Genomic DNA, 26,103 nt, shown 5'->3' on the forward strand with positions numbered 1-26,103 from the left:
TCCATGACCCTGAGCGCCATGCCCGGTTTGCCGGTCCGGAAGGCCCGCAAGGCCCGCGGACCCGTCAGGCTGGTCCTGGAGCGCCTCGGGTTCCTCATCGCCGCGATGTTCGGGGTGGTGACGCTGTCCTTCCTGCTGGTCAGCGTCACCCCCGGCGATCCGGCGAGGTTGATCGCCGGGCCGATGGCCAGCAACTCACAGGTCGAGGCCATCTCGCAGGAGCTGGGGCTCGACAAGCCGATCGTGGAGCGGTACGTCGACTACATGGGCGGACTGCTCCGGGGTGACCTCGGCGAGTCCTACTACTCCAAGCGTCCCGTGACCACCGAGATTTTCGAGAAGTTGCCGGCGACGCTGGAGCTGATCATCTTGGCGGTCCTTTTCGCGGCGGTGGTCGGCATCGCCTTCGGCGCGATCGCCGCCTACTTCCGGGGCCGGGCGCCCGACTGGATCAGCCGGCTGTTCACCGGGGTCTTCCAGGCGATCCCCGACTTCTTCCTCGGACTGCTGCTGATCTATGTCGTGTTCTTCCTGCTCGGCTGGGCACCAGCGCCCGCGGGGCAGATCGGGTTCACGGAGAGCACGCCACCCAAGGTCACCGGGTTCATCCCGATCGACGCCCTGATCGCCGGTGACCCGGCGCTGGCCGGCTCCGCCCTCCAGCACCTGGTGCTGCCCGTGCTCACCCTGGGGCTGGTCTACGCGGCGTACTTCGCCAAGACCGCGCGGGCGACCCTGGGGCGGGCTCTCCACTCCCAGCAGGTCTTCTTCGCCCGGGCCATGGGCCTGCCGGAGCGGACCGTGCTGCGGTACGCGCTCGTCGAGTCCCGCACCACGATCGTGACCTACGCCGGCGTGATCTTCGCGTCGCTGCTCGGCGGCGAGGCGATCGTCGAACGGGTCTTCGCCTGGGACGGCCTGGGGGCCTGGGCGCTGCAGGGCATCCTGCGGCTCGACGTCCCCGTGGTCCAAGGGATGGTGCTCATCGCCGGCGCCATCACGCTCATCACGTACACGCTGCTCGACATCGTCGTCGGGCTCCTCGACCCCAGGATCAAGCATGCATGACGACGTCTTTGCACCACGGCGGGGCGTCCAGATGCGCCGGATGCTCCGGCAGCACCCGGGAGCGGCGCTCGGCGTGCTGTTCATCCTGGTCCTGCTGCTGGCCAGCCTCTTCGCGCCCCTGCCGTACGACCCGATGGGCATCGACGGCGGGGCCACCCTGCGGTCGCCCGGCGGCGAGCACTGGTTCGGCACCGACGGCGCCGGCGGCGACATCTTCTCCCGCGTCATCTACGCGGCGCGGGTGGACCTGTCGCTCGCCTTGGCCGGCACGGTGCTGTCGCTGGTCGTGGGCGTCCTGCTCGGTCTGGCCGCCAGCAGCAAGGGCAAGGGCAGCGAGCGGCTGGTCCGGGGGCTGGACGCCTTCCAGGCCTTCCCGCTGCTGATCCTCGCGCTCGCCCTGGTCTCCCTGTCGGGCAACAAGCTCTACATGGTCGTCGTGGCGATCGCGCTGATCAACGTGCCCCGGTTCATGCGGCTGCTGCGTAGCGAGGTGCTCTCGCTGCGCGAGTCGCGGTTCATCGAGGCCGCGACCGCCACGGGCGCCTCGCCCCGGCGGATCATCTTCCGGCACCTGCTCCCGAACGTCTGGGGCATCGTGCTGGTGCAGACCTCGCTGACCGTTGCCAACGCCATCGTGGTGATCGCCTCGCTGTCGTTCCTGGGCATCGGCGTGAGCCCGCCGACCCCCTCGTGGGGCTCGATGATCCGCGACGGCGCCGGGAACATGAGTTCGGGCGAGTGGTGGATCGCCGGGTTCGCCGGCCTGGCCGTCGTGCTCTGTGTCCTGGCCTTCAACCAGCTCGCCGACGCGATCGGCGACCGCACCGCAAGGACCTACCGATGAACGCGCAGTCCGAAGAGCTGGCGCTGGAGGTGCGCAACCTCGCCGTCAGCATCAAGACTCCCCACGGCCTGGTCCACCCGGTCAAGGGCGTCGACCTCACCGTGCACAAGGGAGAGATCGTCGGCATCGTCGGTGAGTCCGGGTGCGGCAAGTCGACCACGATCAAGGGGCTGCTCCGGCTGCTTCCGGCCAACAGCACCGTCACCGCCGACAAGGCGCAGCTCGCCGGTTACGGCGACCTGCTCGCCACGCCGGTGCGGCGGATGCGCGAGGTGCGCGGCGCCAAGATTGGCTTCGTCGCGCAGAACCCCTTCGGGTCCCTCAACCCGATCTACAAGATCGAGCGGCAGTTCTACGAGCTACAGAAGGCCCACAAGACCAAAGTCTCCCGCAAGGAGTCGGGGGAGATCGCGCTGCGGATGCTGGACGGGGTCGGCATCGTCAACCCTGCTCGGGTGCTCGACGGCTACGCCCACCAGCTCTCCGGCGGCATGGCCCAGCGGGTCGTGATCGCCCTGGCGACCACCCTGTCGCCGCAGCTGTTGATCGCCGACGAGCCGACGACCGGGCTCGACGCCACGGTGCAGGCCCAGATCCTCGACCTGATCTCGGGGCTGGTCCGCCAGGAGGGGCGGTCGATGGTGCTGGTCACCCACGACCTGGGCGTCATCGCCCAGTACTGCCAGCGGGTGGTCGTGATGTACGACGGCCAGGTGGTCGAGCACGGTTCCGTCATGGACGTGATGGTCGAGCCGCAGCACCCGTACACGCAGCGCCTGATCGCCTCCGTGCCGAAGCCAGGGGAGAAGCTCGATGTCTCTCGTTGAGATCGAAGATGTGCACAAGGTCTTCCCCGCGCGCCAGCGCGGAGGCGAGCCGGTCCACGCCCTCAAGGGGGTCTCCCTCCACGTCAACGAGGGCGAGACGCTGGCGGTGATCGGCGAGAGCGGCTCCGGCAAGTCGACGCTGGGCCGGGTCGCCCTGCGGCTGATCGACGTCGACTCGGGCGCGGTCCGCATCGACGGCAAGGACCTCGGGACGATGGACGCCAACACGCTGCGCCGGCAGCGCGCGGACATGCAGCTCGTGTTCCAGGAGCCGTTCGAGTCGCTGAACCCGCGGATGGCGATCGGGGCGATCGTCGCCGAGCCGCTGCAGATCCACCAGCCGCAGCTCGGCACGACGGAGATCCGCCGGCAGGTGCTGAGCACCCTCGAACACGTCGGTCTGCCGCAGTCGTTCGCCGACCGGCTCCCCGGTGAGCTCTCCGGCGGCCAGCAGCAGCGGGTGGGCATCGCCCGCGCGATCATCAGTCGGCCGCGGTTCGTCGTGCTCGACGAGCCGACGTCGTCGCTGGACCTGTCGATCCGTGCCCAGATCCTCGCCCTCCTCGCGGAGCTGCAGCGCGAGTACTCGATGGCGTACCTGTTCGTCTCGCACGACATGCACACGGTCGAGTGGGTGAGCGACCGCATCGCGGTGATGTACCTGGGCGAGATCGTCGAGACGAAGCCGACCCGGGAGCTGTTCGACGCGCCGGAGCACCCGTACACGCAGACGCTGCTCTCCGCCCGGCTGTCGCCCGACCCCCGGGAACCCCACGCCTACAAGGCGTTCGCCGGCCATAAGACCGTGCGCGACGCCGTCGAGAACCAGGAGCCCGCATGAGTGCCAGTGTCAGTGTCGTGGACGGGTCGAGCCTGCCGTGGGTCAACGGGCGGTCCGTCTGGGAGAGCATGGAGCCGGCGTTCCGGGAGAACATCGGCAGCAGCCAGGAGGCCGCGCTCGACCTGTTGTCCCGCTATCACATGCGCAACCTGTGGCTTGATCCGGAGACCTCGCGCCGCATCGACCACATCCGCACCGACGCCGGCTACCGCGACCTGAGCGAGGCCTACCACGACAGCGTGGAGGAGGCCTACTTTGTCGGCGGCGAGGTGGACCTCACCGCCGAGGGGCGGTTCGTGGCCGGCGACTACTTCTGGCGGCCGCCCGGCTGGGTGCACTCGGCCGCCTCCCGGGTCGGTTTCGAAGCCATCCTGATGATGGAGGGCGAGGACGCCGACGAGGGCAGCGACCGGGTCTCCCGGGTGGTGCGCCCGGACGAGGAGGCCGGGCGGCAGGCCCGGGCGCGCGACGTCGGGACGGTCGGCCCCCGCGGCTACGTCCGGCGCGCCGAGACGCGGTTCATGGTCTGGCGCCCGCACGACGATTCGGTCACCCGGCTCGGTGCGTCCGGCCCGCTCCGGTCCAAGGTGCTCAGCGCCAATGTGGAGACCCGATCGGCCTCGGTGCTCGTGCGCTCCGCGGCGGCCGACTGGGTCGCCCGGCCGGAGACGGTGGATCGGGAGCGGTTCATCATCAACGTCTCGGGCGCCATCGTCGTCGACGGCCGGACGCTGGCGCAGCCCAGCCTGGTGCGCATCCCCGTCGGCGCCGTCGGACCACAGATAGCCGTCGCGAGCGAGACCGAACTGCTGGTGAAGGTGGGAGGCCCGCGATGAGGGTGCGTGGCGGCTACGTCGAGTCCGACTGGGGACAGGTGCACTACCTCACCGCCGGCACGAGCGGACCCTGGGTGGCGCTGTTCCACGAGTCCCCGCTGTCCAGCCGCGTTTATCAGCAGGTGCTGCCGATCCTGGGAAGGCACGCACGGGTGGTCGCCTTCGACACCCCGGGGTACGGCGCCTCGGACCCGCCCCCGCGTAACGGCTTCGAGATTCCCGAGTACGCCGCGGTGCTGGCCCGGGCGGCGTCCGCGCTGGGCATGGCGGATGTCGTCTTCGGCGGCGTGCACACCGGCGCCTCGCTGGCCATCGAGGCCGCCCACGTGTTCGACCGCGGGGCCCGGGCGGTGGTGCTCTCCGGTGTCGCCCTGTTCACGCCCGAGGAGCGCGCGGACTTCCTGGCCAACTGGACGCCCCAGGCGCCGTACGACGTCGAGGGACGCCAGTTCGCGTGGGCGGTCGAGCGGTACCGCCGAATCTGGCCAAAGCTGACCACGGACATGTTGCAGCTCGCCGTCACCGAGCTGATGCGTGTCGTCGACCGCTACGACTGGGGATACCAGGCGGCGTTCCGCCACGACCCGGGCCTGCCGTTGGCCGCCCTCGACATCCCGGTGTTGCTGCTCGACGCCGAGTTCGACCTGCTGGCCGACAAGGACCCGGTGGCCCTGGAACTGGCGAAGCAGGCGCGCCTGGTGACGCTGCCGGGGCTGCCCGGCCAACCCCACCTGCGGGCGCCGGCGGAGTACGCCCACCAGATCGCCGAGTTTCTCCGGGATGTGGCGGCGCGATGACCGCGGTGCGCGTACGCACGGAGAACCAGGTGATGTATCTCCTGCTCGATGGCGGGGCCACGATGAACAGCCTGATCCCGTCGACCCTGAACGACTTCGAGCGGGCGCTGGACGCGGCGGAGGCGGACGAGGACCTGCGGGCGGTGGTGGTCACCGGCGCCGGCGAGAAGGCGTTCAGCGTCGGCATGGACATCACCTTTCTGGAGTCCTGCTTCGCCGACGTGCACGGGGTGTTCCTGCCGTTCCTCGACCGGCTGCACGCCCTGCTGCGCCGGATCGAGCTGCTTCCGGTGCCGGTGATCGCGCGGGTGAACGGTCTGGCCCGCGCCGGCGGCTTCGAGCTGCTGCTCGCCTGCGACCTTGTGGTCGCCGCCGAGAACGCGCGCGTGGGCGACATCCACCTGCAGTTCGGCGTCCCACCGGGGGCGGGCGCCAGTCAGCGGGCAGCGCGCAAGCTCGGCGACCAGAAGGCCAAGGCGCTCCTGCTGACCTCGTTGTGGCTGGACGGTCCCACCATGGTCGAGTGGGGACTGGCGTTCTCGGCTGTTCCCAGCGAACGGCTGGACGACGAGGTCGAGCGCTTGGTGGCCGCGGTGCGGGGGCGGTCGCGCCCGGCCATCGCGGTGACCAAGCTGGCGGTCGGGGCGGCGCAGAACCTAACCCTCGAGGAGGGGCTGCGCTACGAGCGTGAGCTCTTCGAGAAGATGCAGGTCAGCACGGCGGACGCCGACGAGGGTTTTCGTGCGTACGTCGAGCGGCGCGATCCGCACTGGGGGGGTGCCGATGTCCGGCAGCTACGTTGAGACCCCGGGCGTCGAGATCACCGACGAGCTGATCAGGACGATCGTGTCGAGCGGCGGATACACGCATCCGCTGTTCAACCCGACGCCCGGGCAGCGCGCCGAAGGCGTTGACGCGCCGCTGCCGGGCCAGGGCGTGCTGCTGCTGGCCGGCGGTCTCGTCGAGCAGTCGGGGATTCTCGACCGCGCCATCGCCCTGCTCGAGCTGCGGTCGGTGGTGTTCCACTCGATGGTGCGTGCCGGTGCGTGGCTTCGCGTTCGGCTCACCCCCGGGCCGGTGCGGCACACCCGCAGCGGCAAGGCGATCCAGGAGTTCGCCTGGCAGGTCGTCGACGGAGCGGGGGCGGCGGTGGCCGAGGCGACGGCGGTGATGTTGATGGCTGACCCGGTGAAGGAACGGTAACTGGTGGGCACCGAACTGAACATGGCAAACGGCGTCCGGGAGTTCGCCCGGTCCGCTCCGAACCGCGTCGCCGTCGTGGACGGCGACCGTAGCCTCACATTCGCGGGGCTGCACGAGCGATCCAGCCGGCTGGCCGCCGGCCTGCTCGCCTCGGGCCTGCGCCCGGGCGACGCCGTCGCCGTGCTGTCGGCGAATCGCATGGAGTATTTCGAGGTCGCCACGGGGTTGGCCAAGGCCGGCCTACCGATGGTGCCGTTGAACTCGAAGAACGCCGCCGCGGACAACGAGTACATCGTCGGGCACTCGGGAGCGCGGGTCCTGATCATGGACTCCGCGCTGCACGGCAACGCCGAGTCGATCGTGGATGGACTGGACCTCGTGCTCAGCTTCGACGGCCAGGTCGGGCGCGACTACGAGGCGTTCCTCGATCGGGCTGCCGCCCGTGACCCGCGGGTGGCCGTGGGCGAGCGGGACACCTTTTGCATCACCTACACGTCCGGCACGACGGGCGTGCCCAAGGGGGTCGTGCTGACCCACCGTGGGCGGGTGCTGACGGCGTACGGCGCCGCGATCGAGTACGGGCTGGGACCCTCGCGGGTGACCACGGCCGTGGCGCCCCTGTACCACGGCGCAGGCTTCTCGTTCGGCTACGCCGGCCCGCAGTTGGGTGGAGAGACGTGGGTGCTGCGCAAGTGGGACCCGGAGGAGTTCCTGCGTATGCTCGAACGGTCCCGCACCAGCACGGTGTTCCTGGTCCCCACGCACGCTCAGCAGATCCGGCGGCTGGTCGCGGAGCCCGCCGGGGCCTACGATCTGTCCGCCCTGCGGACCCTCTACTTCAACGCGGCCGCGCTGCCGGTCGAGCTGAAGGAGTGGGTGCACGAAGCCTTCCCTGGGGTCGGGGTCCACGAACTGTACGGTTCGACGGAGTGCTCGATCGTGACGAACCTCAGGCCGGAGGATTCGATGCGCAAGGCTGGCAGCGTGGGGCATCCGTGGTTCATGAACGACGTGCGGTTGCTCGACGACGAGGGCCGAGAGGTCCCGCCCGGCGTGCCCGGTGAGTTGTTCGCGCGCTCGCCGATGCTCATGGCCGGCTACCTTGGCGACGAGGCCGCCACCCGGCAGGCGACCACCACGGACGGCTTCGTCACGGTGGGTGACATCGCGGTGCGTGACGACGAGGGCTTTATCTCCATTGTGGACCGCAAGAAGGATATGATCATCGCCGGCGGCGTGAATATCTTCCCGCGGGAGATCGAAGAGGTGGTCGTCCGACACCACGACGTCAACGAGGTCGCCGTCATCGGTGTGCCGGACGAGACGTACGGCGAGCGGATCGCGGCGTTCGTGGTGCCCGCCGGGGGACGCGAGGTGGACCTCGGCTCCCTGGAGACGCACGTGCGGGCCAGCGTGGCGCGATACAAGGTTCCGCGCGAGTGGCATGTAATCGACAACCTCCCCCGCAACGCGGGCGGCAAGATTCTTAAGCGGCAGCTACGCGACGAGTACCTCGCCCGCGCCGGAACACGGGCGTCAACGGCGAAGGAGAAGGGTCAGCCATGACCGGTAATCCCCTGAAAGAGATCCAGGGCGCCCGGGGCGGCTCCGGCAACCTGCCGGTGAGCAGGGTGCGGACCGCCTACCAGCAGGTGGCCGACCAACTGCGGGAGCTGATCCTCACGGGCTCCCTCTCCGCAGGGGACCGATTGCCGTCCGAGGCGGAGCTCGCCGCGACGTTCGGCGTCAGCCGGAGCACGGTGCGGGAGGCACTGCGGGTCCTGGCCTCGCGGGACCTCATCCGCACGACGCGGGGTACCACCGGCGGGACCTTCGTGAGCACGGTGAACTTCGAGCAGGTCAGCGACTATCTCGAAACCAGCATCGGGCTGATGTCCGGTAGCGCCTCGGTCACCGTCGGCGAGATGCTCGAGGCGCGCGAGGTGCTGGAGGTGCCCGCGGCGCGGCTGGCCGCGCTGCGCCGCGGGGACGACCATCTCAAGGCGCTGCGCGAGGCGATCGAGCGGGAGATGCTTACCCGGGGCCGCGGGGGCCGGTTCCGCGAGCACCGCAACTTTCACGCCATCATCGTCGAGGCCGCGGGCAACCGCCTGTTGAGCATGATGACCGAGCCAGTCTTCCGAGTGCTCCAAGCGAAGTTCCTCTCGCCGAACGTCCCCGACGAGTTCTGGGCCGGCGTGGACCACGAGCACGAGGCGATCCTCGCCGCGATCGAGAACGGTGACGGTGAGGCGGCGGCGGCCGAGATGCTGAAGCACCTGATTGCCCTGCGCGAAGCGTACAGCGATTAGGCTTGCCGAAATGTCTGACATATAGCAACGAGACCTCGCGTACGGATTGCTCAGCGGGCGCTCATTGCTGCTCTGAACTGCTTAGACGGACCGCGTGGAGCGCCTTCCCGGTGGTTGACATTCAAACGTCTGAGGTTTAACCTCGGGCCTACGGGATGATCGCTTGAGAGGCGCGGTATGACAGTCAAGCCGGGGTGGACGGGTCGCTTCTACGAGGACTTCGAGTTGGGTGACGTCTACAAGCACCCGCTGGGCCGCACAGTCACCGAGAACGACAACATCTGGTTCTCGCTGTTGACCATGAACACCAACCAGATGCACTTCAACTCCCTCTACGCGTCGCAGTCGGAGTTCAAGAAACCACTGGTGGTCTCCACGCTGACCGTGGCGATTGCGGTCGGCCAGAGCGTCACGGACATCACCCAGAACGCCTTCGCCAACCTCGGCTGGGACGAGATCCGGATGACCCACCCGGTCTTCGCCGGCGACACGTTGTTCAGCGAGTCGCTCGTGCTGGAAAAGCGGGAGTCGGGCAGTCGCCCGCACGCCGGCATCGTCACCGTTCGCACCCGCACACTGAACCAGCACGGCGACGAGGTCTGCTCGTTCAAACGGACGTTCTACGTCTACAAGCGGGGGGCCGAGCAGATCGAAGGAATCTTCCCCGAGGGCAAGGCACCGCTGACGCTGGACCAGGAGTGAGTCGGATGCGCATCACCTACCAGCCCTGGGGCGAAACCCTCGAGGAGTTCGTCAACGCGGGGCGGCGCGCGGAAGAGGCCGGCGCCGAGGTCCTGTGGGTCTCGGAGCTGCACCGCAGCGCCACGATCACCGCGGCGGCGCTGGCGCAGGGCACCAGCCGCGCGAAGATCGGTACCTCGATCGCCCTGGCGTTCACCCGCAGCCCGATGATCACCGCCCTTGAGGCGTTGGATATCGACGAACTGTCGGACGGACGTTTCGTGCTCGGGCTGGGGTCAGGTGTGCAGCGACTCAACGAGCAGTGGCACAACGCACGCTTCGGCAAGCCGGTGCCGCACATGCGGGAGACGGTCCGCAACATCCGGCACTTCTGGCGGACCTGCACCTCCGGCGAGCAGATCGCCCTCGACGGCGAGTACGAGCCGATGCACATCCGCGGCTACGAGCGGCCGTTCCCGGTCCTGCGGCAGCAGATCCCGGTCTACCTCGCCGCGATGGGGCCGGCAATGACGCGGCTGACCGGCCAAATCGGCGACGGCTGGATCAGCCACGAGCTCTGCTCGCCGCGCTACCTCGTCGAGCGGGTCCTGCCCGAGTTGGAGGCCGGGATCGCCCGCACCGAGGGCAAGACGCGCCCCGACGTTGACGTCGTCGTCTCGGCCTGCTGCTCGGTGGACCCCGATCCCGTGCAGGCACGCTGGAGGGTGGCGGGCCTGGTCGGCTTCTACGCCAGCGTGCGCACCTACGCCGACTTCTTCGACTTCCACGGGCTGAGCGAGCAGCAGCAGGCGGTGATCGACGCGTTCCGCGCCGGTCAGGGCGCGGACTACCTGGCCGACCAGGTCAGCGACGAGATGGTCGACGCGCTCACCCTCGCCGGCGACCGCGACCACGTGGCCGCGCGGATCGCCGCGTACGAGGGGAAGGCCGACTCGGTGAAGCTCAGCCCGCCCACCCACGGCATCGGCGCCGAGGACGTGCGCGTGGCGCAGAACGAGATTCTGGCCTTGATCGCAGAACTGACCGGAGGCAAGGCATGAGACCGCTGGAGGACGTGCGGATCATCTCGCTCGAGCAGTACGGGGCCGGCCCCTTCGGCAGCGTGCACCTGGCCGATCTCGGGGCGGAGGTCGTCAAGATCGAGGATCCCCGGGTCGGCGGAGACGTCGGCCGCTACGTTCCGCCGTACGCCGAGGGCGAGGACTCGCTCTTCTTCGAGACCTTCAACCGCAACAAGAAGAGCATCTCTCTCGACCTGACCACGCGAGCCGGCCGCGAGGTCTTCGAGGAACTGGTGAAGGTCTCCGACGCCGTCTACTCCAACCTGCGCGGGGACGTGCCGGAGAAGATCGGCATCACCTACGACCAGCTCAAGCACCTCAACCCGGCGATCGTCTGCTGCTCGCTGACCGGGTTCGGCATGACCGGGCCGCGGAAGAACGAGCCCGGCTACGACTACGTGCTGCAGGGCCTGGCCGGCTGGATGGACCTCACCGGTGAGCCGGACGGTCCGCCGACCAAGTCGGGCCTGTCCCTGGTCGACTTCTCCGGTGGCTACGTCGCGGCGATCGCCCTGCTGGCGGGGCTGCACGCGGCGCGGCGGGACGGCGTGGGCATGGACTGCGACGTGAGCCTCTACGACACCGCGATCGCGATGTTGACCTACCCCGCGGCGTGGCACCTCAACGCCGGCTACCAGCCGGCCAGGACCCGCCACTCGGCGCACCCCTCGCTGGTGCCGTTCCAGGCGTTCCAGGCCAGCGACGGCTGGCTCGTGGTCGGCTGCGCGAAGGAGAAGTTCTGGGCCCGCCTAGCGGAGGTGATCGGCCACCCCGAGTGGGCGGCGCACGGGTCGCCGTACGCCAACTTCTCCGGGCGTCAGCAGCACCGTGAGGAGCTGCTGGCCAAGCTGGAGGACATCTTCCGGCGGCGCACGGTCGACGAGTGGCTGTCGGTGCTCTACCCCGCGAGTATCCCCTGCGGCCCGATCAACGACGTGCCGGCGGCGCTCAAGGAGGCGCACACCCTCGCCCGCAACCTGGTCGTGACGACCGAGCACCCGCGGTTCGGCACCGTCCAGCAGGTCGCCTCGCCGGTGCGCGTCGGGGCGGAGCTCCCGCAGTACCGCCGGGCGCCGCTGCGCAACGAGCACTTCGACGAGGTGTTGCGCGACATCGCCGGCCTCGACGACGGGAAGATCGCCGAGCTGCGCCGCGACGGCGCGTTCGGCGCCGAACCGGCGACCGGCCAGTCCGACGCCCCCGGCCCGGAGACCGGCTCCCGATGATCGCCTCAACGCTGGCCGAATGGGGACTCTCGGTCCGGGCGTTCCCGGCGGAGGTTCGCCGGGCGGCGCAGCGGCACCTGTTCGACGGGCTGGCCAACGCGGTCGGCGCGGTGCGCACCGGCGCGGTCTCGGCGGCGGCCACCGTGGCCGCGGAGCTGGGCGGCCCGCGGGAGGCGACGATCCTGGGCCGCGGGCCGCGGGTCTCCGCGCCCGCGGCGGCCCTCGCGAACGGGTCGCTCGTGCACGCCCTCGACTTCGACGACACCCACGCCGGCGGCCTCATCCACGCCACCGCGGTGGTGCTGCCGGCCGCCCTGGCCGTTGGCGAGCAGACCGCCGCGTCGGGCCCGGCGGTGCTCGACGCGGCGATCGTCGGGTATGAGGCCGCCTGCCGGATCGCGGCCGCGGTACCACACGGGTTCCACGCCCGCGGTCTGCACGCGACGATGGTGGCCGGCGTCTTCTCGTCGGCCCTGGTGGCGGCGCGCCTGTCCGGGCTGGATGCCGAGCGCACCACCCACGCGCTCGGCATCGCCGGCAGCCAGGCGGGCGGGCTGCTCGCCTTCCTGGGCACCGGCGCCTCCACCAAGCAGCTGCACCCCGGCTTCGCCTCGCACGCCGGCATCCTCGCCGCCCGGCTTGCCGCCGCCGGGGCGACCGGACCCGAAACGGTGTTCGATGGTCCGTACGGCATCTACGACGCGCTCGCGGAGGGGCACGCCGACCGGGCCTCAATCGTGCGCGACCTGGGGCAGCGGTGGGAGACCACCCGCATCGGGATCAAGCCGTACCCGGCCTGCCAGTTGTCCCACGCCACGCTCGACGCGACCGCGGCGGCGCTGGCGACGCGGCCGTTCCGGCCCGGCGACGTTGACCACATCGTGGCCCGCGTGCACCCGGATTCGGCTTCGGTGGTCTGCGACACCAGCCGCGACCTGACCCGCCCGGCGAGCGACTACGCCGCCAAGTTCTCGCTGCCGTGGAGCGTGGCGGCGCTGGTCGTCGACGGCCGGCTCGGGCTGGACACCTTCGAGCCGGACTCCATCCGCCGTCCGGAGGTCGCCGAGCTCGCGGGCCGGGTCCACGTCGAGATCACCCCGAGCGACGGCGTCGCCGCCGACGCCCCCGGCGCGGTGCGGGTCGTCCTGCGCGACGGCGCCAATATCCACGGGTCGGTGCCCCGCAGCGCGGGCGGACCCGACAACCCGCTCACCGACGAAGGCCTGATCGCCAAGGCGACGGGGCTGGCCGGCCGGGATGCCACGCCCCTGTTCGACGCGGTACGGGAGCTCGACCAGCACCCCGACCTGGCCCCTTTGCTCGACGCCCTGGCCCGCCTCCTGCCCAGCTCTGCGAAGGAACGCCCATGACATTGCACGCCATCAAGCCTGCATCCTTCCCGTGGTTCCCCTACGAGGGCTTCACCTTCTGCCTCGGCCTGGCGGAGGGGGACGTGGCCTGGACCTCCGGCCACACCGCGGCGGCGCACGACGCGGCGGTCGGCAAGATGGTGGTCAAGGGCAGCATGGAGGAGCAGGCCCGGACCGCCTACCAGAAGGTGCTCACCATCCTCGAGGGCGCCGGTCTCCGCATCGCGGACGTCACCCGGATCACCGAGAACGTCACGCTCTCCGGCCTGCCCGAATACGAGGCGGCCGCCGCGGTGCGTCGGGAGCTCTTCGGTGAGCACACGCCCACCGTCCGCACGGTCGTCGTGGAGCGCCTGGTCCGGCGTACCGCGTTCCTCGAGGTCGAGCTGCACGCGGTCGGCGGTGGCGGCAAGCAGTTGCGGATCGCAAGCGAGGCGCGCGAGGCCGGCACCTGGCGGAGCTTTCCGGTGACCGAGGGCTACGACGGCGTCGTCTACCTGCCCACGATCGTGCCGATCGACGAGAACGGCGACGTCATCCACCCCGGCGACTTCGTCGGCCAGTACGCCTACTGCCTCGACCGGGCGGGCCAGCTCCTCGAGCAGGCCGGGCTGTCGTTGGACAACGCCGTCACCACCTACGACTACTCGACCCCCGAGACCCGCGAGGTCTACCGCAAGACCCACCGGATCCGCAAGGAACGGCTCGGCGGGGCCGGCGTGTACCCGGGCGCGGGCGGCATCCTGATGAGCCGGCTGCACCTGCCCGAGCAGCTGGTCGCCATCGACGTCACCGCCTCCCGGCACCCCCTGGAGCTGGTGAACCCGGGCTGGAAGCGCTACGACACGCTGACCTACTCGCCGGGGATCAAGGCCGGCCGGATGCTGTTCATGTCCGGCTTCGCCGCGCTCGACATGGTGACCCAGGAGGCCCTGCACCCGGGGAACATCGGCGCCCAGGCCGAGGTGACGTACGGCTCGATCCTGACGCTGCTGAAGCACGCCGGGCTCGGCCCGGCGGACCTGCTGGAGACCACGGAGTACTGCGTGGAGTCGGCGCTGCCGGACTACCGGGCGGTGGCCCCCGTGCGCGAGCGGCTGCTCAGCCCGCCGTGGCCGGCGTCCACCGGGGCGCTCTGCAAGGGGCTGCTGCGTCCGGAGTTCCTGCTGGAGGTCTTCCCGACGGCGCTGTACCCGGCCGAGACCGAGGCGCGGGCATGAGCCTGCTCACTGACGAGGTCCGCGCGCTGGCGGGGCGGACCAGGGTCTACACCGCGCCCGAGCCGTTCGGCGCCGCCGCCGGCCGCTACTTCGGCCTGGCCATCGGTGACGACAATCCGCTCTACTCCGACGCCGAGTACGCGCGGGCGCAGGGCCTGCCGGGGGTGACCCTGCCGTTGACGCTGGTGTGCGAGACCAACCAGTACGCCGGCCTGCCGATGGACCACGAGGGATACCCCGGCCACACCTGGGGCCTGGACATCCCGGGGACCCGGCAGGTGCGGGGCGGCAACTCGTACGTCTTCCACCGGCGGATCCGGCCGGAGGACGTGGTGACGGCCACCTGGCGTATCGAGGGCGTGACCGAGAAGGTCACCGGCTCGGGGCACGCGATGCTCATCGTCATGTCCAAGGCCAGCTACACCAACCAGGACGGCGAGCTGCTCGCCGAGAACGAGGAGAGCCTCATCTTCGTGGCACTGGAGAAGTCGTCATGAGCATCACGGTCGGGCAGGCCGTGCCGCCCCTGGAGCGCACCATTCGGCTCACGGACATGGTCGCCTACGCCGGCGCCACCTGGGACTGGCACCGGCTCCACTACGACCCCGAGTACGTCGCGGAGAAGAAGCTCCCCGGGCCGATCGTGGACGGTCAGGTCTTCGGGGCGCTGCTGGTCGAGCAGCTGCAGGACTGGCTGGGTCCGAAGTCGTTCGTGCACCGCCTCGACTTCACCTTCCGCAACCTCGTCTTCGCTGGCGAGACCGTGCGCTGCGAGGGCACGGTCACCGAAGCCGGCTACGAACGGATCGTGTGCGACCTGCGGGTCGTCGTGGTCGGCTCCGCAGCCCGCACCGCGGTGGCACCGGCCTCGGCGACCGTCCTGCTCGGACGGGCCGACGGACCCGGAGCGGAGGCGGCGCGATGAACGGCACCGGTGTCGCGATCGTCGGCGCCGCCGAGTCCGACCTCGGGGTGACCGACCAGCCCATCCTCGGCCTGCAGACCCAGGCGATCACCCGGGCCCTCGACGACGCCGGGCTCGCCCTGCGCGACGTCGACGGGCTGGCCACCACCGGCATCTCCCGGTTCTCCGCCACCCAGCTCGCCGACTGGCTGGGCATCCAGCCGAAGTGGACCGACTCGACCTTCGCCGGCGGCTCGGCGTACGAGATGTACGTCGCCCGCGCGGCGCAGGCGATCCGGGCCGGGCAGGCCGAGACCGTGCTGGTCAGTTTCGCGTCGAACCAGCGCTCGGCGCGGTCCCGCTCGCTCGGCGGTGTGGTGGAGGCCCACACGCCCGAGGCGCAGTTCGAGACGCCGTACGCCCCGCTGTATCCGCTGTCCTACTACGCGATGGCGGCGCAGCGGTACCTGCACGAATTCGGCGCCACGCGCGAGCAGTTGGCCGAGATCGCCGTGGCGGCCCGGGAGTGGGCGCTGCTCAACCCGAAGGCCTTCCGGTACGGCGCCGGCCCGCTGACGGTCGAGGACGTGCTCGCGGCCCCGATGATCTCCAGCCCGCTCACCACCGCGGACTGCTGCCTGGTGACCGACGGAGGCGGGGCCGTGGTGCTCACCTCCAGCGAGCGGGCCCGCGACCTGCGCAAAACGCCGGTCGAGGTGCTCGGTTACGGCGAGCGGACCACCAATACCTCGATGACCGCCGTGGACAACCTGACGCTGACGGGGGCGGTGGGTTCCTCGGCCGACGCCCTGGCTCGTGCCGGCCTTTCGATCTCCGACATCGACGTCATCGAGGTCTACGACTCGTTCACGATCACGGTGGCGTTGACGCTCGAGGCGCTCGGGGTCTGCGGTCGGGGCGAGGCGCTGGACTTCATCCAGGACGGCCGGATCCGCCCCGGCGGGCAGTTGCCGCTGAACACCAACGGCGGCGGCCTGTCCTACTGCCACCCCGGTCAGTACGGGGTGCTGCTGCTCGTCGAGGCCGTTCGTCAGCTGCGCGGCGAATGCGGGCCCCGCCAGGTGGCCGGCGCACGCACCGCGCTGGCGCACGGCACCGGCGGGATTCTGTCCACGCACGCGACTGTGATCTTGGGGGTCGACCGATGAAGGCGCCATCCGTGCCCCCGGCCGACGTCGTCACGGCCGGCTGGTGGGACGCGACCCGCGAGCACCGACTCGCGGTGCAGCGGTGCGCGGAGTGTTCCGGCGTGCAGCACCCTCCGCGTTCGTTGTGTATCCACTGCGGGCGCACCGACACGCTCCGGTTCGACACCGCCGCCGGCACCGGGGTCGTCGATTCGTTCACGGTCGTGTACCGCTCGCCGGTCCCCGACACGGACGTCCCCTACGTCATCGCCCGGGTCCGCCTCGACGAAGGCGTCATCTGCCTGACCCGGCTCGAAAACGCCGAGCCCGATGCCTGGCGCATCGGTGACCGCGTCGCCGTGGACTGGGTCGACCTCGACGACGGGCGAGCGCTGCCGGTCTTCGTACCCGCTCCCCGCTAGCCGGCGCCACGCCGACCCCCTTGCCAGCACAGAGAGGCATTGCACGTGGACTTCAAGCTCAACGAGGAACAGCGCGAATTCCGCGCGCTCCTGCGCCAGTTCGTGGACCGGGAGGTCGTCCCCGTCGCGCGGGAGTGGGAGCAGTCCGGCCGATACCCGACGGAGATCGTCAAGGGCATGGCCGACATGGGCCTGTTCGGCATCACCGTGCCCGAGGAGTACGGCGGCCTCGACCTCGACCCGGTCTCCTTCGCTCTCGTCTTCGAGGAGATCGCCCGCGGCTGGATGGGTATCGCCGGCATCCTCGGTAGCCACTCGCTGGCCTGCCGATTGATCGCCATGCACGGCACGGAGGAGCAAAAGCAGAAGTACCTGCCCGAGCTGGCGACCGGTGTGCGGCGTACCGGTATCGGGCTGACGGAGCCCGACGCCGGCACCGACCTGCAGGGAATTCGCACGACTGCCCGGCTCGACGGCGACCACTATGTCGTCAACGGCTCCAAGATGTGGATCACCAACGCCCGGTACGCCGACCCGTTGCCCGTGCTGGTCAAGACCGACCCGAGCGCGTCGCCCGCGCACAAGGGGATGAGCGTTCTGCTGATCGAGGCGGACACCCCGGGGTACGAGGTCACCAAGGACATCCCGAAGCTCGGCTACAAGGGCACCGAATCCTGCGAAATCTCACTGCAGGACGTACGGGTGCACCGTGACCAGTTGGTCGGAGGCGTCGAAGGCAAGGGCATGCAGCAGGTGCTGTCGGCCCTCGAGTGGGGCCGGGTGAACATCGCGGCCCGCTCGGTTGGGATCGCCCAGCGTGCCCATGACGAGGCCCTCGCCTACGCCCAGCAGCGCAAGGCGTTCGGCCGGCCGATCTCGGACTTCCAGGCCATCCAGCTCAAGCTCGGGCAGCTCGGCACCCAGGTACAGGCCGCCCGCCTGATGGCCTACTGGGCCGCCGACGCCGTCCGGCAGGGGCGCGCGGACGGCCCGACCGGCATGGCGAAGATCTTCTGCTCCGAGGTGGCCCTCGAGGCGGCGATCGACTCCATGAAGGTGCACGGCGGGTACGGCTACTCCACGGAGTTCGAGGTGGAACGCCTCTACCGCGATGCCATGCTGATGAGCATCGGCGAGGGCACCAACGACATCTTGCGGATGGTTGTGGCCAAGTCGCTGATCAGCGGAGAGACGGTGGTGGGATGAGCGTCATCGACCTCCCACGCACCTACCTCTACGTCCCGGGTAACGCCCCAGAAAAGCTCGACAAAGCGCTCGACCGTGGCGCGGACGCACTGATCGTCGACCTCGAGGACGCCGTACCGGTCGCCGAGAAGGACCCTGCCCTCGCCGCGGTACAGGACTGGCTGCGCGCGCAGCCGACCGACCTCCGCACCGAGCTGTGGGTCCGGATCAACGGCGGGAACCGGCGGTCCGGCGACGTGGCCGCGCTGGCGGGCATCCCCGCCCTGCGCGGACTGGCCCTCGCCAAGGTGGAGTCCGCGCAGGACGTCCGCGAAGTGGCCGACCAGCTCGCGTCGCTCGGTGACCACGACAGCGTGCTGATGCCGCTGGTCGAGTCGGCGGCCGCGGTGCTGCAGGTGGCGGCGATCGCCGCAGGACCACGTGTGCACCAGCTGCAGATCGGTGAGGTGGACCTGGCCGGTGACACCGGACTCGAACCCGGCCAGGACGAGGCCGAGCTTGCCGGCATCCGCATGATGGTGGTGCTGGCCAGCGCAGCTGCAGGCATCAACCCACCGGTGGGTCCCGTCTCGCGGATCACCAAGGACGCCAAAGCGTTCGCCGAGTCCACCCGCCGGGTGCGTCGCCAAGGCTTCCTCGGCCGCGCATGCATCCACCCGGCTCAGGTCCCCGTGGTGCACGAAGTGTTCACCCCCAGTCGAGAGGAAGCCGAGGAGGCTCGAACGGTGATCAGCCGGCTGGAGGCGGCAGAGGCCGAGGGGAGCGGTGTGCTGCTCGACGACCAGGGGCGCCTCGTGGACGGTGCCGTGCTCAGGAACGCGCACAAGATCCTGGCCCTCGCGGCTCGCGCGGAGCCCTGATGCCCCGGCCACGCGCGATCGACCTCACCGCTGACAGCATCACCTGGCGCAGGGTCCCGATGCCGGGGGCCGAGCTCGGGCTGGATCTCGTGCCACTGGAGTCAGACGGTGACACCTTCACGATCCTGGCCCGGTTTCCCGCCGGCTTCGTCCGCGACACCCCCGGTGGCTACCTGGCCGCCGAGGAGTTCTTCGTGCTCGACGGCCACCTCGAGTTCGAGGGAGAGGTCCACGGCCCAGGTGAGCTGACACACGTCCCGGCGCGGTTCCTGCGAACCAGAATGCAGGCGCCGCAGGGGTGCACAGCGCTGGCGTGGTTCGGCGGTCCGGCGATCTTCCGGACTCCGGAGGAGATTGGCCCGACCGCCGCTGAACCGATCATCTCCGTCGATGTTCGCTCCGGCCTGCGCGGCGAGGTGTTGCTGACGTCGGAGGCCCGCTGGCGGATCACCACGGTCGACGACTGGCCCGAGGGAGCGGAGGCATTCGATCTCGCTGGCACGCGCTGGGCCCGCGCGGCCGCCGACTGGCCGGGCGAACCTCCCTCGGGTGACATCATGGTGCGGGAACCGGTGGCTCGTGGCTGACCGCGCGCACTTCGTCGAGGAATGGCGCGGCTTCGACGGCGTCTTCGGCGGTCGCGTGATCGCCGCGCTCGGTGAGGCCGCTCAGTGCATCCCGGGGTTCGAGGTGCTGTCCCTGGCGGTCGAGTTCAGCGGCTCAGTGGGCCTCGGGGATGCGGATCTGCTCGTCTCGCCCCGGCACCAGGGCGGACGGACCGCGTGCGTTGAGGTCTCGCTGCTCCAGGGCCGCCCCCGGGCCCGCGCCGTAGCGAAGCTGGCCCGCGTCCGGGGCGCCGAGATCCCCAGCGCGCCGATCGACCTGGCCGGCATACTCACGCCGGAGCAGACCCCCAGGTACGACCCGCCGTACCGCGACCAGCCGTGGAGCCGACTGCTCGAGCTACGGCTGATTCCCGACACGGGCGCCGGGAGGGCCACGCGCGCCTGGATGAGGCTGAACGAGCCGGCTCGTCCGGTGGCCACGCTCGACGCACTCGGCCGCGCGGCGGTACTTATCGACGCGGTACCGCCCGGGCTCTTCCTCAGCCCGCGCGTGCCGGCGTTCGTTCCCACCATCGACTTCACGCTTCACCTTCGGCCGCAGCCGCCCGCTCCTCGCGACGGGTGGTACCTCGTGGTGTCGTCCACGGTCTGGGCCCGCGACGACTTCTGCATGGAGGACACCTCTCTATACACCTCAATGGGCGAAATGGTCGCCCAGGCGCGTCAGAACCGTCGGGTCGTCTGGCCGGCCGACGTCGACTGATAACCCCGCCCGCCACGAAGGGAACCAGCATGACCGAGATTGATACCCCGCCGGGACATAGAAACCAACCCAGCGCCGGGATGATCGGCGGCATCTGGCCCAGCGCTGGACGCCGCCGGCCTCCGCGTGGCCATCGGATCCCGCGATACCGGCGTGCCGCGGCAGCCGCCGCCCAGATCAAGTCCATGGGGAGCCGCCACCGGCCTGGTGTCGCTGACTGCTTGGCCTGGGCCGACGTCGTCGTCCTGGCCCGGTCCTGTCCGCCTCTTTCAGACGGTCGCGGGACTGAAAGGGACGGCATCCTATGAACGTCCAGAAAGTTATGGAGCTGGCTCGGCCGGCAGATTACGTAGTGGGAGGTCGTTGAAGCGCGATGAATATCGTCGTACTCGTCAAACAGGTGCCTGATTCGGGGGCGGACCGCAGCCTGCGTGCTGACGACAACACTGTCGACCGTGGTTCGACGGACAACGTGATCAATGAAATGGATGAGTATGCCATCGAGGAGGCGTTGAAGGTCAAGGAATCGGTCGGCGGTGAGGTCACGGTCCTGACGATGGGTCCGGATCGGGCGTCCGAGTCGATCCGTAAGGCGTTGTCGATGGGCCCGGACAAGGCGGTGCATGTGATGGACGACGCCCTGCACGGCTCGTGCGCAGTAGCGACGTCAAAGGTCCTCGCCGCCGCTCTCGGCCAGCTGGGCGCGGATCTGATCATCTGTGGTGCGGAGTCGACGGACGGGCGGGTGCAGGTGATCCCACACATGATCGCCGAGCGGCTGGGTGTGGCCGCCCTGACCGGTGCGCGGAAGCTCACCGTCGACGGGTCGACGCTGACCGTCGAGCGGCAGACCGAGGAGGGCTATGAGGTGGTCACCGCCTCGACGCCGGCAATGGTGTCGGTGTGGGACACGATCAACGAGCCGCGGTATCCGTCGTTCAAGGGGATCATGGCGGCGAAGAAGAAGCCGGTGCAGACCCTGTCCCTGGCCGATCTGGGCATCGCCGCCGCTGAGGTGGGTTTCGACGGGGCGACCAGCACGGTGTTGGAGCACGCCAAGCGCCCGCTGCGGTCGGCCGGCGTGAAGGTCACCGATGAGGACGACGGCGGCGTGAAGCTGGTGGAGTTCCTCGCTTCCGAGAAGTTCGTGTGAGGGGTGCGGGTCATGTCTGAGATTTTCGTCGTCGTTGACGCCACCGGTGAGTTCGGCGTCAAGAAGGTCACCCTGGAGATGCTCACCCTCGCCCGGCAGTTGGGCACCCCCGCCGCGGTCGTGCTCGGCGGTCCCGGCGCCGCAGACGCGCTGAGCCCGAAGCTGGGTGAGTACGGCGCGGCGAAGGTTTATGCCGCGGAGGGAGAGGAGATCGACGGCTACCTGGTGGCCCCGAAGGCCACCGTGCTGGCCGATCTGGTCAAGCGGGTGCGCCCGGGTGCGGTGCTGCTGGCCTCGTCGCAGGAGGGCAAGGAAATCGCCGCCCGCCTGGCGGTGAAGCTGCACAACGGCATCCTGACCGACGCGACCGACCTGGCCGCAGACGGCACCGCGACCCAGGCGGTGTTCGCCGGTTCCACCATCGTGAAGTCGAAGGTCACTCGTGGCCTGCCGCTGGTTACCGTCCGCCCGAACTCGCTGTCCCCGACCCCGGCTCCGGCCAGCCCCGAGGTGGAGCAGCTCACCGTTACCGTCAGCGACACGGACAAGCTGGCCCGGGTGGTGCAGCGGGTCGCCGAGCAAAAGAGCTCACGCCCGGAGCTGACCGAAGCCTCCGTCGTCGTGTCCGGTGGTCGTGGTGTCGGTAACGCGGACAACTTCAAGCTCGTCGAGGAACTGGCCGACCTGCTCGGCGGTGCGGTGGGCGCGTCCCGGGCAGCGGTGGACTCGGGCTTCTACCCGCACCAGTTCCAGGTCGGGCAGACCGGCAAGACGGTCTCCCCCCAGCTGTACATCGCCCTGGGTATCTCCGGGGCGATCCAGCACCGGGCCGGGATGCAGACCTCCAAGACCATCGTCGCGGTCAACAAGGACGCCGAAGCGCCGATCTTCGAACTGGCCGACTTCGGCGTGGTCGGCGATTTGTTCAAAATCGTACCGCAGGCCGTCGAGGAGATCCGCAAGCGCACGTGATGGGCGGCATTGTCGAGTCAACCAGCTCGTGTCCCGTTAGCGAAGCTGACTACAGACTGACCAGAAGGAGTAAGACATCATGACAGATCTCCTGCCCGAGTCGCTTGTCGGCAAGACCATCGCGGTCCTGGGTGGTACGGGCCCGCAAGGTCGGGGCCTGGCCCGCCGATTCGCGGCCGCCGGGCTGGCGGTGGTCATCGGCAGCCGTGACCCGGAGCGGGCCGCCGGCGCCGCCACCGAGCTGGCCAGGGCGACGGGCGGCCTCGTGTCCGGCATGGACAACACCGGTGCGGCCGACGCCGGGGACATCGTGGTGATCGCCGTTCCCTGGGAGGGACATGCGGACCTGCTGAAAGGGTTGGCGACCAGCCTGGCTGGCAAGGTGGTGGTCGACTGTGTCAACCCGCTCGGCTTCGACAAGCAGGGAGCCTATGCGCTCCCGGTTGAGGAGGGATCGGCGACCCAACAGGCGCAGGCGCTGCTGCCGGACAGCATCGTGGTCGGCGCGTTCCACAACGTGAGCGCGGTCACACTCGACGACCCGGAGACCGCCTCGGTCGACACTGACGTCCTGGTGTTGGCAGATGTGCGGGAGGCGGTCGACCTGGTGCGGGATCTGGCCAGCTGCATCCCGGGCGTGCGAGGCGTGTACGGGGGGCGGCTGCGCAACGCACACCAGGTCGAGGCACTTACCGCGAATCTCATCAGCGTGAACCGCCGGTACAAGGCGCATGCAGGGATCCGGATCACCGACATCTGACGGGGCGACTCCGAGGTCTACGGCCGGCCGACCACGATGGGGTCACCGTGCCATGACCAACGCTTGGGTGGTCGTCGTCCTGGCCACACCCTTCTACACTTCGCGCACTCCTGGGCTGCGGCTCGCGGTGGAAGTTCACCGCCGCCGGCTTCCACGACCTGTCGGTGACCGGCTCTGGGCTGCGCCGCGTCGTGGACACCGTGGCACAACTGGCCTCGTTGAAGATCGAAAGCGTGGGAGCGGTCACCCGCTCGTGGATCACTCCAACTCTGATGGCGACAAACTGATGTGTCCAGCGGGCCATCGTGTTGCCCGCACACTTGTGGAAAGAGCGCGCGATGTCCCACCCTGCCACCGGTCATAGTGGCGACCGCACCTGGCTCGTCGCCGTCGCCGCCAGTTTCTGGGGTTTCTCCAGCCTGCTGCGAGAACCCCTTTCCCGGCAACTGCCGGTGTTGAGTGTCGTCCTCGTCGAGCACATCGTCCTCGTGCTTCTCGTCTCGCCCTGGTTGATCCCTGCGCTGCGTTCCCTCGGCCGGTGTAGTCGGCGCACCAGGGTGGGTGTGCTGGTCATCGGTGCGGGATCATCGGCGCTGGCTACCACACTGTTCACCGCGGCATTCCGGCTAGGTGATCCGATCACGCCGCAGGTCCTGCAAAAGTTGCAGCCGGTACTTGCCCTGGTGCTAGCTGCCGCCCTGCTCGGCGAGCGCGTAACCCGGCGGTTTCCCTTGTTCGCGCTGCCGGCGTTGGTCGGGGCCTGGCTGCTGGCCTTCCCTGATCCATTCGGTGTGACCATCGGTGGCGCGGGCGCGGCGGCGCTCGCGGTCGGCGCGGCCCTGCTGTGGGCCGCTGGAACTGTGCTGGGACGAATGGTCAGCCATGAGCTGTCCTTTCTGCACGTCACCACGTTGCGATTCGCCGTCGGCCTGGTCGCGCTCGCTGGCTTCGCGGTGGCGACACGCACGTCGGTCGCCGTACCGCCAGCGCTGCTGCCCCGGCTGGTGGTGCTCGCGGCCGTGCCGGGCCTGCTGGCCCTGCTGCTGTACTACCACGCCCTGCAGAACACCCCCGCCTCCCGCGCGACCCTGGCCGAGCTTGCCTTCCCGCTGTCAGCCGCGCTCGTCGGCATCACCCTGCTCAACGGCCGGCTCGGCCCCAGTCAATGGGTTGGCCTCGGCCTGGTCCTGGGCTCGGTCGTCCTGCTCTCGCTACACGAACACCGCAGCACCCGCCCCGCCGTGACACTGCCGCAGCCCGGCTCCGAGCAGCGAACACCCAGCACGGCGTCACAGCGGTGACGCCACCGACACCGGCGCGGCCGCACGCCCGCACGGGCACATCCTCGCCCCCGTCCCCGGCCTGCCCACCGTGCGCCGGGCCGACCGGTCCTGTCCTGCCGATCATGAGGGCCAGATGGGGTCCTCGTCCACAACTGCGGTGGTAAGGCAACCGTACGCTGGGACGTCGATATGGAGCATGCCACGATTCGGGTAGAGGTCGGCGGCAGGTCGCTGGAGACTGAGCAAGTAATCCCCGGATGGGATGAGGGAGGAAGTCCAAATGGTCTTCCAACGACGGGCGCGCGAGCGGAGCCCCTCGGTCCCAATGTTATTGAGAGATCCTTCGATGTTCCTGATGCGGAAGCGGCCATGCATGCCCAGCAACGCTCAATTGGAGCGGACCTCGGTCCGTATGATGGAATTCACAACAGTTGTGTCACCTACTGCGTGTCAATTTTGCGAGGTGGTGGCGTTGATATACCGGAGGGAGCGCGAGGAATGATTGCGCTCAAACGGACTCTAGGCTAGGGGTTGCTTTGCCTGGTCAACGGGAACATCACGATGCTGTTCTTGCGGAGATCCTCCTAAGTGAGAAGGTTGGTTTAGCGCATATTCGTCTTGTAGGGGACGTTGTTTCGAATAGGGCTCAACTAAGTATGCTCTTGCAGGGTAGGGTTGGTCTTTCATTCGACCAGCGGGCAGAACTTGTCGAAGAGGTCCTTGGCTTAGAGGACGCTTACCAGGATGTGTGGTTAAAGGTGTCCTCCGACTCTTATGCTCAAAACCGAGAAGAATATCTTGCTGCTCTCGACCATGCGTTGAGAGCAGCTGCGGAGGGGATATCAAGCATCGTCCGAAGGATTGGCGGGAGTCCGTAGTAGGCTATTGCGGGTGTCGGGCTCCATTTGATGCATTACGGATCGCTGTCACTTGATCCGTGACACGTCCGGCTAGACGAATTTGGTTGTTCCTGTGACTACTGGTGTTCAGTCCCAGAAGCTGAACAGCAGCTCGCCGACTGTGGTCGGTTTCCAGTAGTTGATCGGGTCGTGTTCAGGTGGGCTGAGGGCGCTCAGGTCAACCTGTGACAGGGCGATCTGCAGATGCTCGGCGGTGAGGTCTCGGCGTCGGTCAGGGTGGTGAGGGCGGCGGCGAGGTTGGGTGGTCGACGAACGTCACCCTGGCGTCGCCCTTGACGCGGGGGGTGAAGGCGATGAGCGGCAGGGAGGTGTGCCGCAGCACCACAGATGTAGTTGTGGGCGTCGGCGATGCCGACCGTGTGGAAGTTCGGTGTGACGCCGGCGGGGGTGATGTCGAGGACGGTGGCGCCGGTGGCTCGGGCGGCGTGGTGACAGACGCGTCCCGGGCGGTCGGCCCGGGACCCGTCAGGTGGCCTGATTTCAGGCGAGCGGAATAGCCTAGATAAGGCGGAACCGGTGCCGGGCATCGACTTGTGTCGATCCTGGCACGCGAACCGGGTCGCAGCGGCATAGACAGCTGGCTGCTGTCATCAGCGTGCCACCAGTTGCAGCTCGCCGTTAATGACAATCATAATTGTCTGGTCGACATCGGGCCTCCGACACGAACTCCCATAGCTTGACCATCGGTGTCGTCGGGTCCTCGCGGCCAGTGTTCCCGGTCCCTGCGTGGGTGACGTTTTTGGCAGGGCGGCAGCGATCACCCAGGGCCGTTGCGTTCTCGCTCGGCAAGCCAGTGAGCTGGGATGATGCTGGGTGATTGGCCTATGTGGAGGCGGTTG

27 protein-coding genes are annotated in these 26,103 nt (G+C 69.2%); all 27 read left to right on the plus strand.

Translation table 11 applies throughout. The features are described from left to right. The first annotated feature begins 3 nt into the window (after window positions 1-3). The 27 genes from FF096_RS23950 (at window position 4) to FF096_RS24080 (ending at window position 24,362) form a co-directional block, all read left to right on the plus strand. Window positions 4-1,068, plus strand: a complete 1,065-nt coding sequence (locus FF096_RS23950) for an ABC transporter permease (protein WP_155221822.1) — start codon at window positions 4-6, stop codon at window positions 1,066-1,068. Continuing rightward, complete coding sequence (locus FF096_RS23955) at window positions 1,061-1,912, plus strand: ABC transporter permease (RefSeq protein ID WP_155221823.1); 852 nt, start codon at window positions 1,061-1,063, stop codon at window positions 1,910-1,912. The genes FF096_RS23950 and FF096_RS23955 overlap by 8 nt, the downstream gene beginning before the upstream one ends. Further along, window positions 1,909-2,739 carry an ABC transporter ATP-binding protein gene (locus FF096_RS23960; protein WP_155221824.1) on the plus strand — a complete coding sequence of 277 codons (831 nt, stop codon included), beginning with the start codon at window positions 1,909-1,911 and terminating at the stop codon, window positions 2,737-2,739. Before FF096_RS23955 ends, FF096_RS23960 begins: the two co-directional genes overlap by 4 nt. After that, a complete protein-coding gene (locus FF096_RS23965) occupies window positions 2,726-3,580 on the plus strand; it encodes an ATP-binding cassette domain-containing protein (protein WP_155221825.1) in 855 nt (284 codons plus the stop codon). Before FF096_RS23960 ends, FF096_RS23965 begins: the two co-directional genes overlap by 14 nt. Continuing rightward, on the plus strand, window positions 3,577-4,416 hold the full coding sequence (locus FF096_RS23970; RefSeq protein WP_155221826.1) for a hypothetical protein: 840 nt from the start codon (window positions 3,577-3,579) through the stop codon (window positions 4,414-4,416). Before FF096_RS23965 ends, FF096_RS23970 begins: the two co-directional genes overlap by 4 nt. Further along, window positions 4,413-5,213, plus strand: coding sequence for an alpha/beta fold hydrolase (locus FF096_RS23975; protein ID WP_155221827.1), 801 nt, complete (start codon window positions 4,413-4,415; stop codon window positions 5,211-5,213). The genes FF096_RS23970 and FF096_RS23975 overlap by 4 nt, the downstream gene beginning before the upstream one ends. Continuing rightward, window positions 5,210-6,016, plus strand: a complete 807-nt coding sequence (locus FF096_RS23980) for an enoyl-CoA hydratase/isomerase family protein (protein ID WP_155221828.1) — start codon at window positions 5,210-5,212, stop codon at window positions 6,014-6,016. The genes FF096_RS23975 and FF096_RS23980 overlap by 4 nt, the downstream gene beginning before the upstream one ends. After that, a complete protein-coding gene (locus FF096_RS23985; RefSeq protein WP_155221829.1) occupies window positions 5,997-6,416 on the plus strand; it encodes a hypothetical protein in 420 nt (139 codons plus the stop codon). The genes FF096_RS23980 and FF096_RS23985 overlap by 20 nt, the downstream gene beginning before the upstream one ends. 3 nt (window positions 6,417-6,419) lie before the next feature. Continuing rightward, window positions 6,420-7,982, plus strand: coding sequence for an AMP-binding protein (locus FF096_RS23990; RefSeq protein ID WP_309223851.1), 1,563 nt, complete (start codon window positions 6,420-6,422; stop codon window positions 7,980-7,982). Continuing rightward, window positions 7,979-8,728: a FadR/GntR family transcriptional regulator gene (locus FF096_RS23995; RefSeq protein WP_155221830.1), complete on the plus strand. Its 750-nt coding sequence runs from the start codon at window positions 7,979-7,981 to the stop codon at window positions 8,726-8,728. The genes FF096_RS23990 and FF096_RS23995 overlap by 4 nt, the downstream gene beginning before the upstream one ends. Before the next feature lie 177 nt (window positions 8,729-8,905). After that, window positions 8,906-9,430, plus strand: coding sequence for a MaoC family dehydratase (locus FF096_RS24000; RefSeq protein ID WP_155221831.1), 525 nt, complete (start codon window positions 8,906-8,908; stop codon window positions 9,428-9,430). Window positions 9,431-9,435: 5 nt separating this feature from the next. Beyond that, window positions 9,436-10,470, plus strand: coding sequence for an LLM class flavin-dependent oxidoreductase (locus FF096_RS24005; protein ID WP_155221832.1), 1,035 nt, complete (start codon window positions 9,436-9,438; stop codon window positions 10,468-10,470). Further along, window positions 10,467-11,717 (plus strand): CaiB/BaiF CoA-transferase family protein, encoded by a 1,251-nt coding sequence (locus FF096_RS24010; protein ID WP_155221833.1) that lies wholly within the window; start codon window positions 10,467-10,469, stop codon window positions 11,715-11,717. Before FF096_RS24005 ends, FF096_RS24010 begins: the two co-directional genes overlap by 4 nt. Beyond that, entirely contained in the window at window positions 11,714-13,087 is a 1,374-nt protein-coding gene (locus tag FF096_RS24015) for an MmgE/PrpD family protein (RefSeq protein ID WP_155221834.1), read from the plus strand. The genes FF096_RS24010 and FF096_RS24015 overlap by 4 nt, the downstream gene beginning before the upstream one ends. Next, the gene (locus tag FF096_RS24020; protein WP_155221835.1) at window positions 13,084-14,307 is read left to right on the plus strand and encodes a Rid family hydrolase; all 1,224 of its coding nucleotides are present in this window, start codon (window positions 13,084-13,086) and stop codon (window positions 14,305-14,307) included. The genes FF096_RS24015 and FF096_RS24020 overlap by 4 nt, the downstream gene beginning before the upstream one ends. Next, window positions 14,304-14,804 (plus strand): MaoC family dehydratase N-terminal domain-containing protein, encoded by a 501-nt coding sequence (locus tag FF096_RS24025; protein ID WP_155221836.1) that lies wholly within the window; start codon window positions 14,304-14,306, stop codon window positions 14,802-14,804. The genes FF096_RS24020 and FF096_RS24025 overlap by 4 nt, the downstream gene beginning before the upstream one ends. Beyond that, window positions 14,801-15,232, plus strand: a complete 432-nt coding sequence (locus FF096_RS24030; protein ID WP_155221837.1) for a MaoC/PaaZ C-terminal domain-containing protein — start codon at window positions 14,801-14,803, stop codon at window positions 15,230-15,232. Before FF096_RS24025 ends, FF096_RS24030 begins: the two co-directional genes overlap by 4 nt. After that, on the plus strand, window positions 15,229-16,380 hold the full coding sequence (locus tag FF096_RS24035; RefSeq protein ID WP_155221838.1) for an acetyl-CoA acetyltransferase: 1,152 nt from the start codon (window positions 15,229-15,231) through the stop codon (window positions 16,378-16,380). The genes FF096_RS24030 and FF096_RS24035 overlap by 4 nt, the downstream gene beginning before the upstream one ends. Next, the gene (locus tag FF096_RS24040) at window positions 16,377-16,781 is read left to right on the plus strand and encodes a Zn-ribbon domain-containing OB-fold protein (RefSeq protein WP_155221839.1); all 405 of its coding nucleotides are present in this window, start codon (window positions 16,377-16,379) and stop codon (window positions 16,779-16,781) included. Before FF096_RS24035 ends, FF096_RS24040 begins: the two co-directional genes overlap by 4 nt. A 45-nt stretch (window positions 16,782-16,826) precedes the next feature. Further along, window positions 16,827-17,987: an acyl-CoA dehydrogenase family protein gene (locus FF096_RS24045; protein ID WP_309223852.1), complete on the plus strand. Its 1,161-nt coding sequence runs from the start codon at window positions 16,827-16,829 to the stop codon at window positions 17,985-17,987. After that, window positions 17,984-18,847, plus strand: a complete 864-nt coding sequence (locus tag FF096_RS24050; protein ID WP_155221841.1) for a CoA ester lyase — start codon at window positions 17,984-17,986, stop codon at window positions 18,845-18,847. Before FF096_RS24045 ends, FF096_RS24050 begins: the two co-directional genes overlap by 4 nt. After that, a complete protein-coding gene (locus FF096_RS24055) occupies window positions 18,847-19,434 on the plus strand; it encodes a hypothetical protein (protein WP_155221842.1) in 588 nt (195 codons plus the stop codon). The genes FF096_RS24050 and FF096_RS24055 overlap by 1 nt, the downstream gene beginning before the upstream one ends. After that, a complete protein-coding gene (locus FF096_RS24060) occupies window positions 19,427-20,176 on the plus strand; it encodes a thioesterase family protein (protein ID WP_196222622.1) in 750 nt (249 codons plus the stop codon). Before FF096_RS24055 ends, FF096_RS24060 begins: the two co-directional genes overlap by 8 nt. Before the next feature lie 373 nt (window positions 20,177-20,549). Continuing rightward, entirely contained in the window at window positions 20,550-21,329 is a 780-nt protein-coding gene (locus tag FF096_RS24065; protein WP_155221844.1) for an electron transfer flavoprotein subunit beta/FixA family protein, read from the plus strand. 12 nt (window positions 21,330-21,341) lie between these two features. Then, the gene (locus FF096_RS24070) at window positions 21,342-22,301 is read left to right on the plus strand and encodes an electron transfer flavoprotein subunit alpha/FixB family protein (protein ID WP_155221845.1); all 960 of its coding nucleotides are present in this window, start codon (window positions 21,342-21,344) and stop codon (window positions 22,299-22,301) included. A gap of 79 nt (window positions 22,302-22,380) precedes the next feature. Beyond that, window positions 22,381-23,061, plus strand: coding sequence for an NADPH-dependent F420 reductase (npdG, locus tag FF096_RS24075; protein ID WP_155221846.1), 681 nt, complete (start codon window positions 22,381-22,383; stop codon window positions 23,059-23,061). Window positions 23,062-23,366: 305 nt separating this feature from the next. Then, window positions 23,367-24,362 carry an EamA family transporter gene (locus FF096_RS24080; protein ID WP_309223853.1) on the plus strand — a complete coding sequence of 332 codons (996 nt, stop codon included), beginning with the start codon at window positions 23,367-23,369 and terminating at the stop codon, window positions 24,360-24,362. Window positions 24,363-26,103: the final 1,741 nt, after the last annotated feature.

Source organism: Micromonospora sp. CP22 (assembly GCF_009712475.1).
GTDB lineage: Bacteria > Actinomycetota > Actinomycetes > Mycobacteriales > Micromonosporaceae > Micromonospora.

Coding starts and splice junctions, on each gene's coding strand:
- FF096_RS23995 (WP_155221830.1), top strand. CDS start 7,979: ATGACCGGTAATCCCCTGAAAGAGATCCAGGGCGCCCGGGGCGGCTCC.
- FF096_RS24065 (WP_155221844.1), top strand. CDS start 20,550: ATGAATATCGTCGTACTCGTCAAACAGGTGCCTGATTCGGGGGCGGAC.
- FF096_RS23980 (WP_155221828.1), top strand. CDS start 5,210: ATGACCGCGGTGCGCGTACGCACGGAGAACCAGGTGATGTATCTCCTG.
- FF096_RS23985 (WP_155221829.1), top strand. CDS start 5,997: ATGTCCGGCAGCTACGTTGAGACCCCGGGCGTCGAGATCACCGACGAG.
- npdG (WP_155221846.1), top strand. CDS start 22,381: ATGACAGATCTCCTGCCCGAGTCGCTTGTCGGCAAGACCATCGCGGTC.
- FF096_RS24040 (WP_155221839.1), top strand. CDS start 16,377: ATGAAGGCGCCATCCGTGCCCCCGGCCGACGTCGTCACGGCCGGCTGG.
- FF096_RS24000 (WP_155221831.1), top strand. CDS start 8,906: ATGACAGTCAAGCCGGGGTGGACGGGTCGCTTCTACGAGGACTTCGAG.
- FF096_RS23975 (WP_155221827.1), top strand. CDS start 4,413: ATGAGGGTGCGTGGCGGCTACGTCGAGTCCGACTGGGGACAGGTGCAC.
- FF096_RS24015 (WP_155221834.1), top strand. CDS start 11,714: ATGATCGCCTCAACGCTGGCCGAATGGGGACTCTCGGTCCGGGCGTTC.
- FF096_RS23955 (WP_155221823.1), top strand. CDS start 1,061: ATGCATGACGACGTCTTTGCACCACGGCGGGGCGTCCAGATGCGCCGG.
- FF096_RS24020 (WP_155221835.1), top strand. CDS start 13,084: ATGACATTGCACGCCATCAAGCCTGCATCCTTCCCGTGGTTCCCCTAC.
- FF096_RS23960 (WP_155221824.1), top strand. CDS start 1,909: ATGAACGCGCAGTCCGAAGAGCTGGCGCTGGAGGTGCGCAACCTCGCC.
- FF096_RS24025 (WP_155221836.1), top strand. CDS start 14,304: ATGAGCCTGCTCACTGACGAGGTCCGCGCGCTGGCGGGGCGGACCAGG.
- FF096_RS23965 (WP_155221825.1), top strand. CDS start 2,726: ATGTCTCTCGTTGAGATCGAAGATGTGCACAAGGTCTTCCCCGCGCGC.
- FF096_RS24055 (WP_155221842.1), top strand. CDS start 18,847: ATGCCCCGGCCACGCGCGATCGACCTCACCGCTGACAGCATCACCTGG.
- FF096_RS24005 (WP_155221832.1), top strand. CDS start 9,436: ATGCGCATCACCTACCAGCCCTGGGGCGAAACCCTCGAGGAGTTCGTC.
- FF096_RS24010 (WP_155221833.1), top strand. CDS start 10,467: ATGAGACCGCTGGAGGACGTGCGGATCATCTCGCTCGAGCAGTACGGG.
- FF096_RS24030 (WP_155221837.1), top strand. CDS start 14,801: ATGAGCATCACGGTCGGGCAGGCCGTGCCGCCCCTGGAGCGCACCATT.
- FF096_RS24070 (WP_155221845.1), top strand. CDS start 21,342: ATGTCTGAGATTTTCGTCGTCGTTGACGCCACCGGTGAGTTCGGCGTC.
- FF096_RS24035 (WP_155221838.1), top strand. CDS start 15,229: ATGAACGGCACCGGTGTCGCGATCGTCGGCGCCGCCGAGTCCGACCTC.
- FF096_RS23970 (WP_155221826.1), top strand. CDS start 3,577: ATGAGTGCCAGTGTCAGTGTCGTGGACGGGTCGAGCCTGCCGTGGGTC.
- FF096_RS23950 (WP_155221822.1), top strand. CDS start 4: ATGACCCTGAGCGCCATGCCCGGTTTGCCGGTCCGGAAGGCCCGCAAG.
- FF096_RS24050 (WP_155221841.1), top strand. CDS start 17,984: ATGAGCGTCATCGACCTCCCACGCACCTACCTCTACGTCCCGGGTAAC.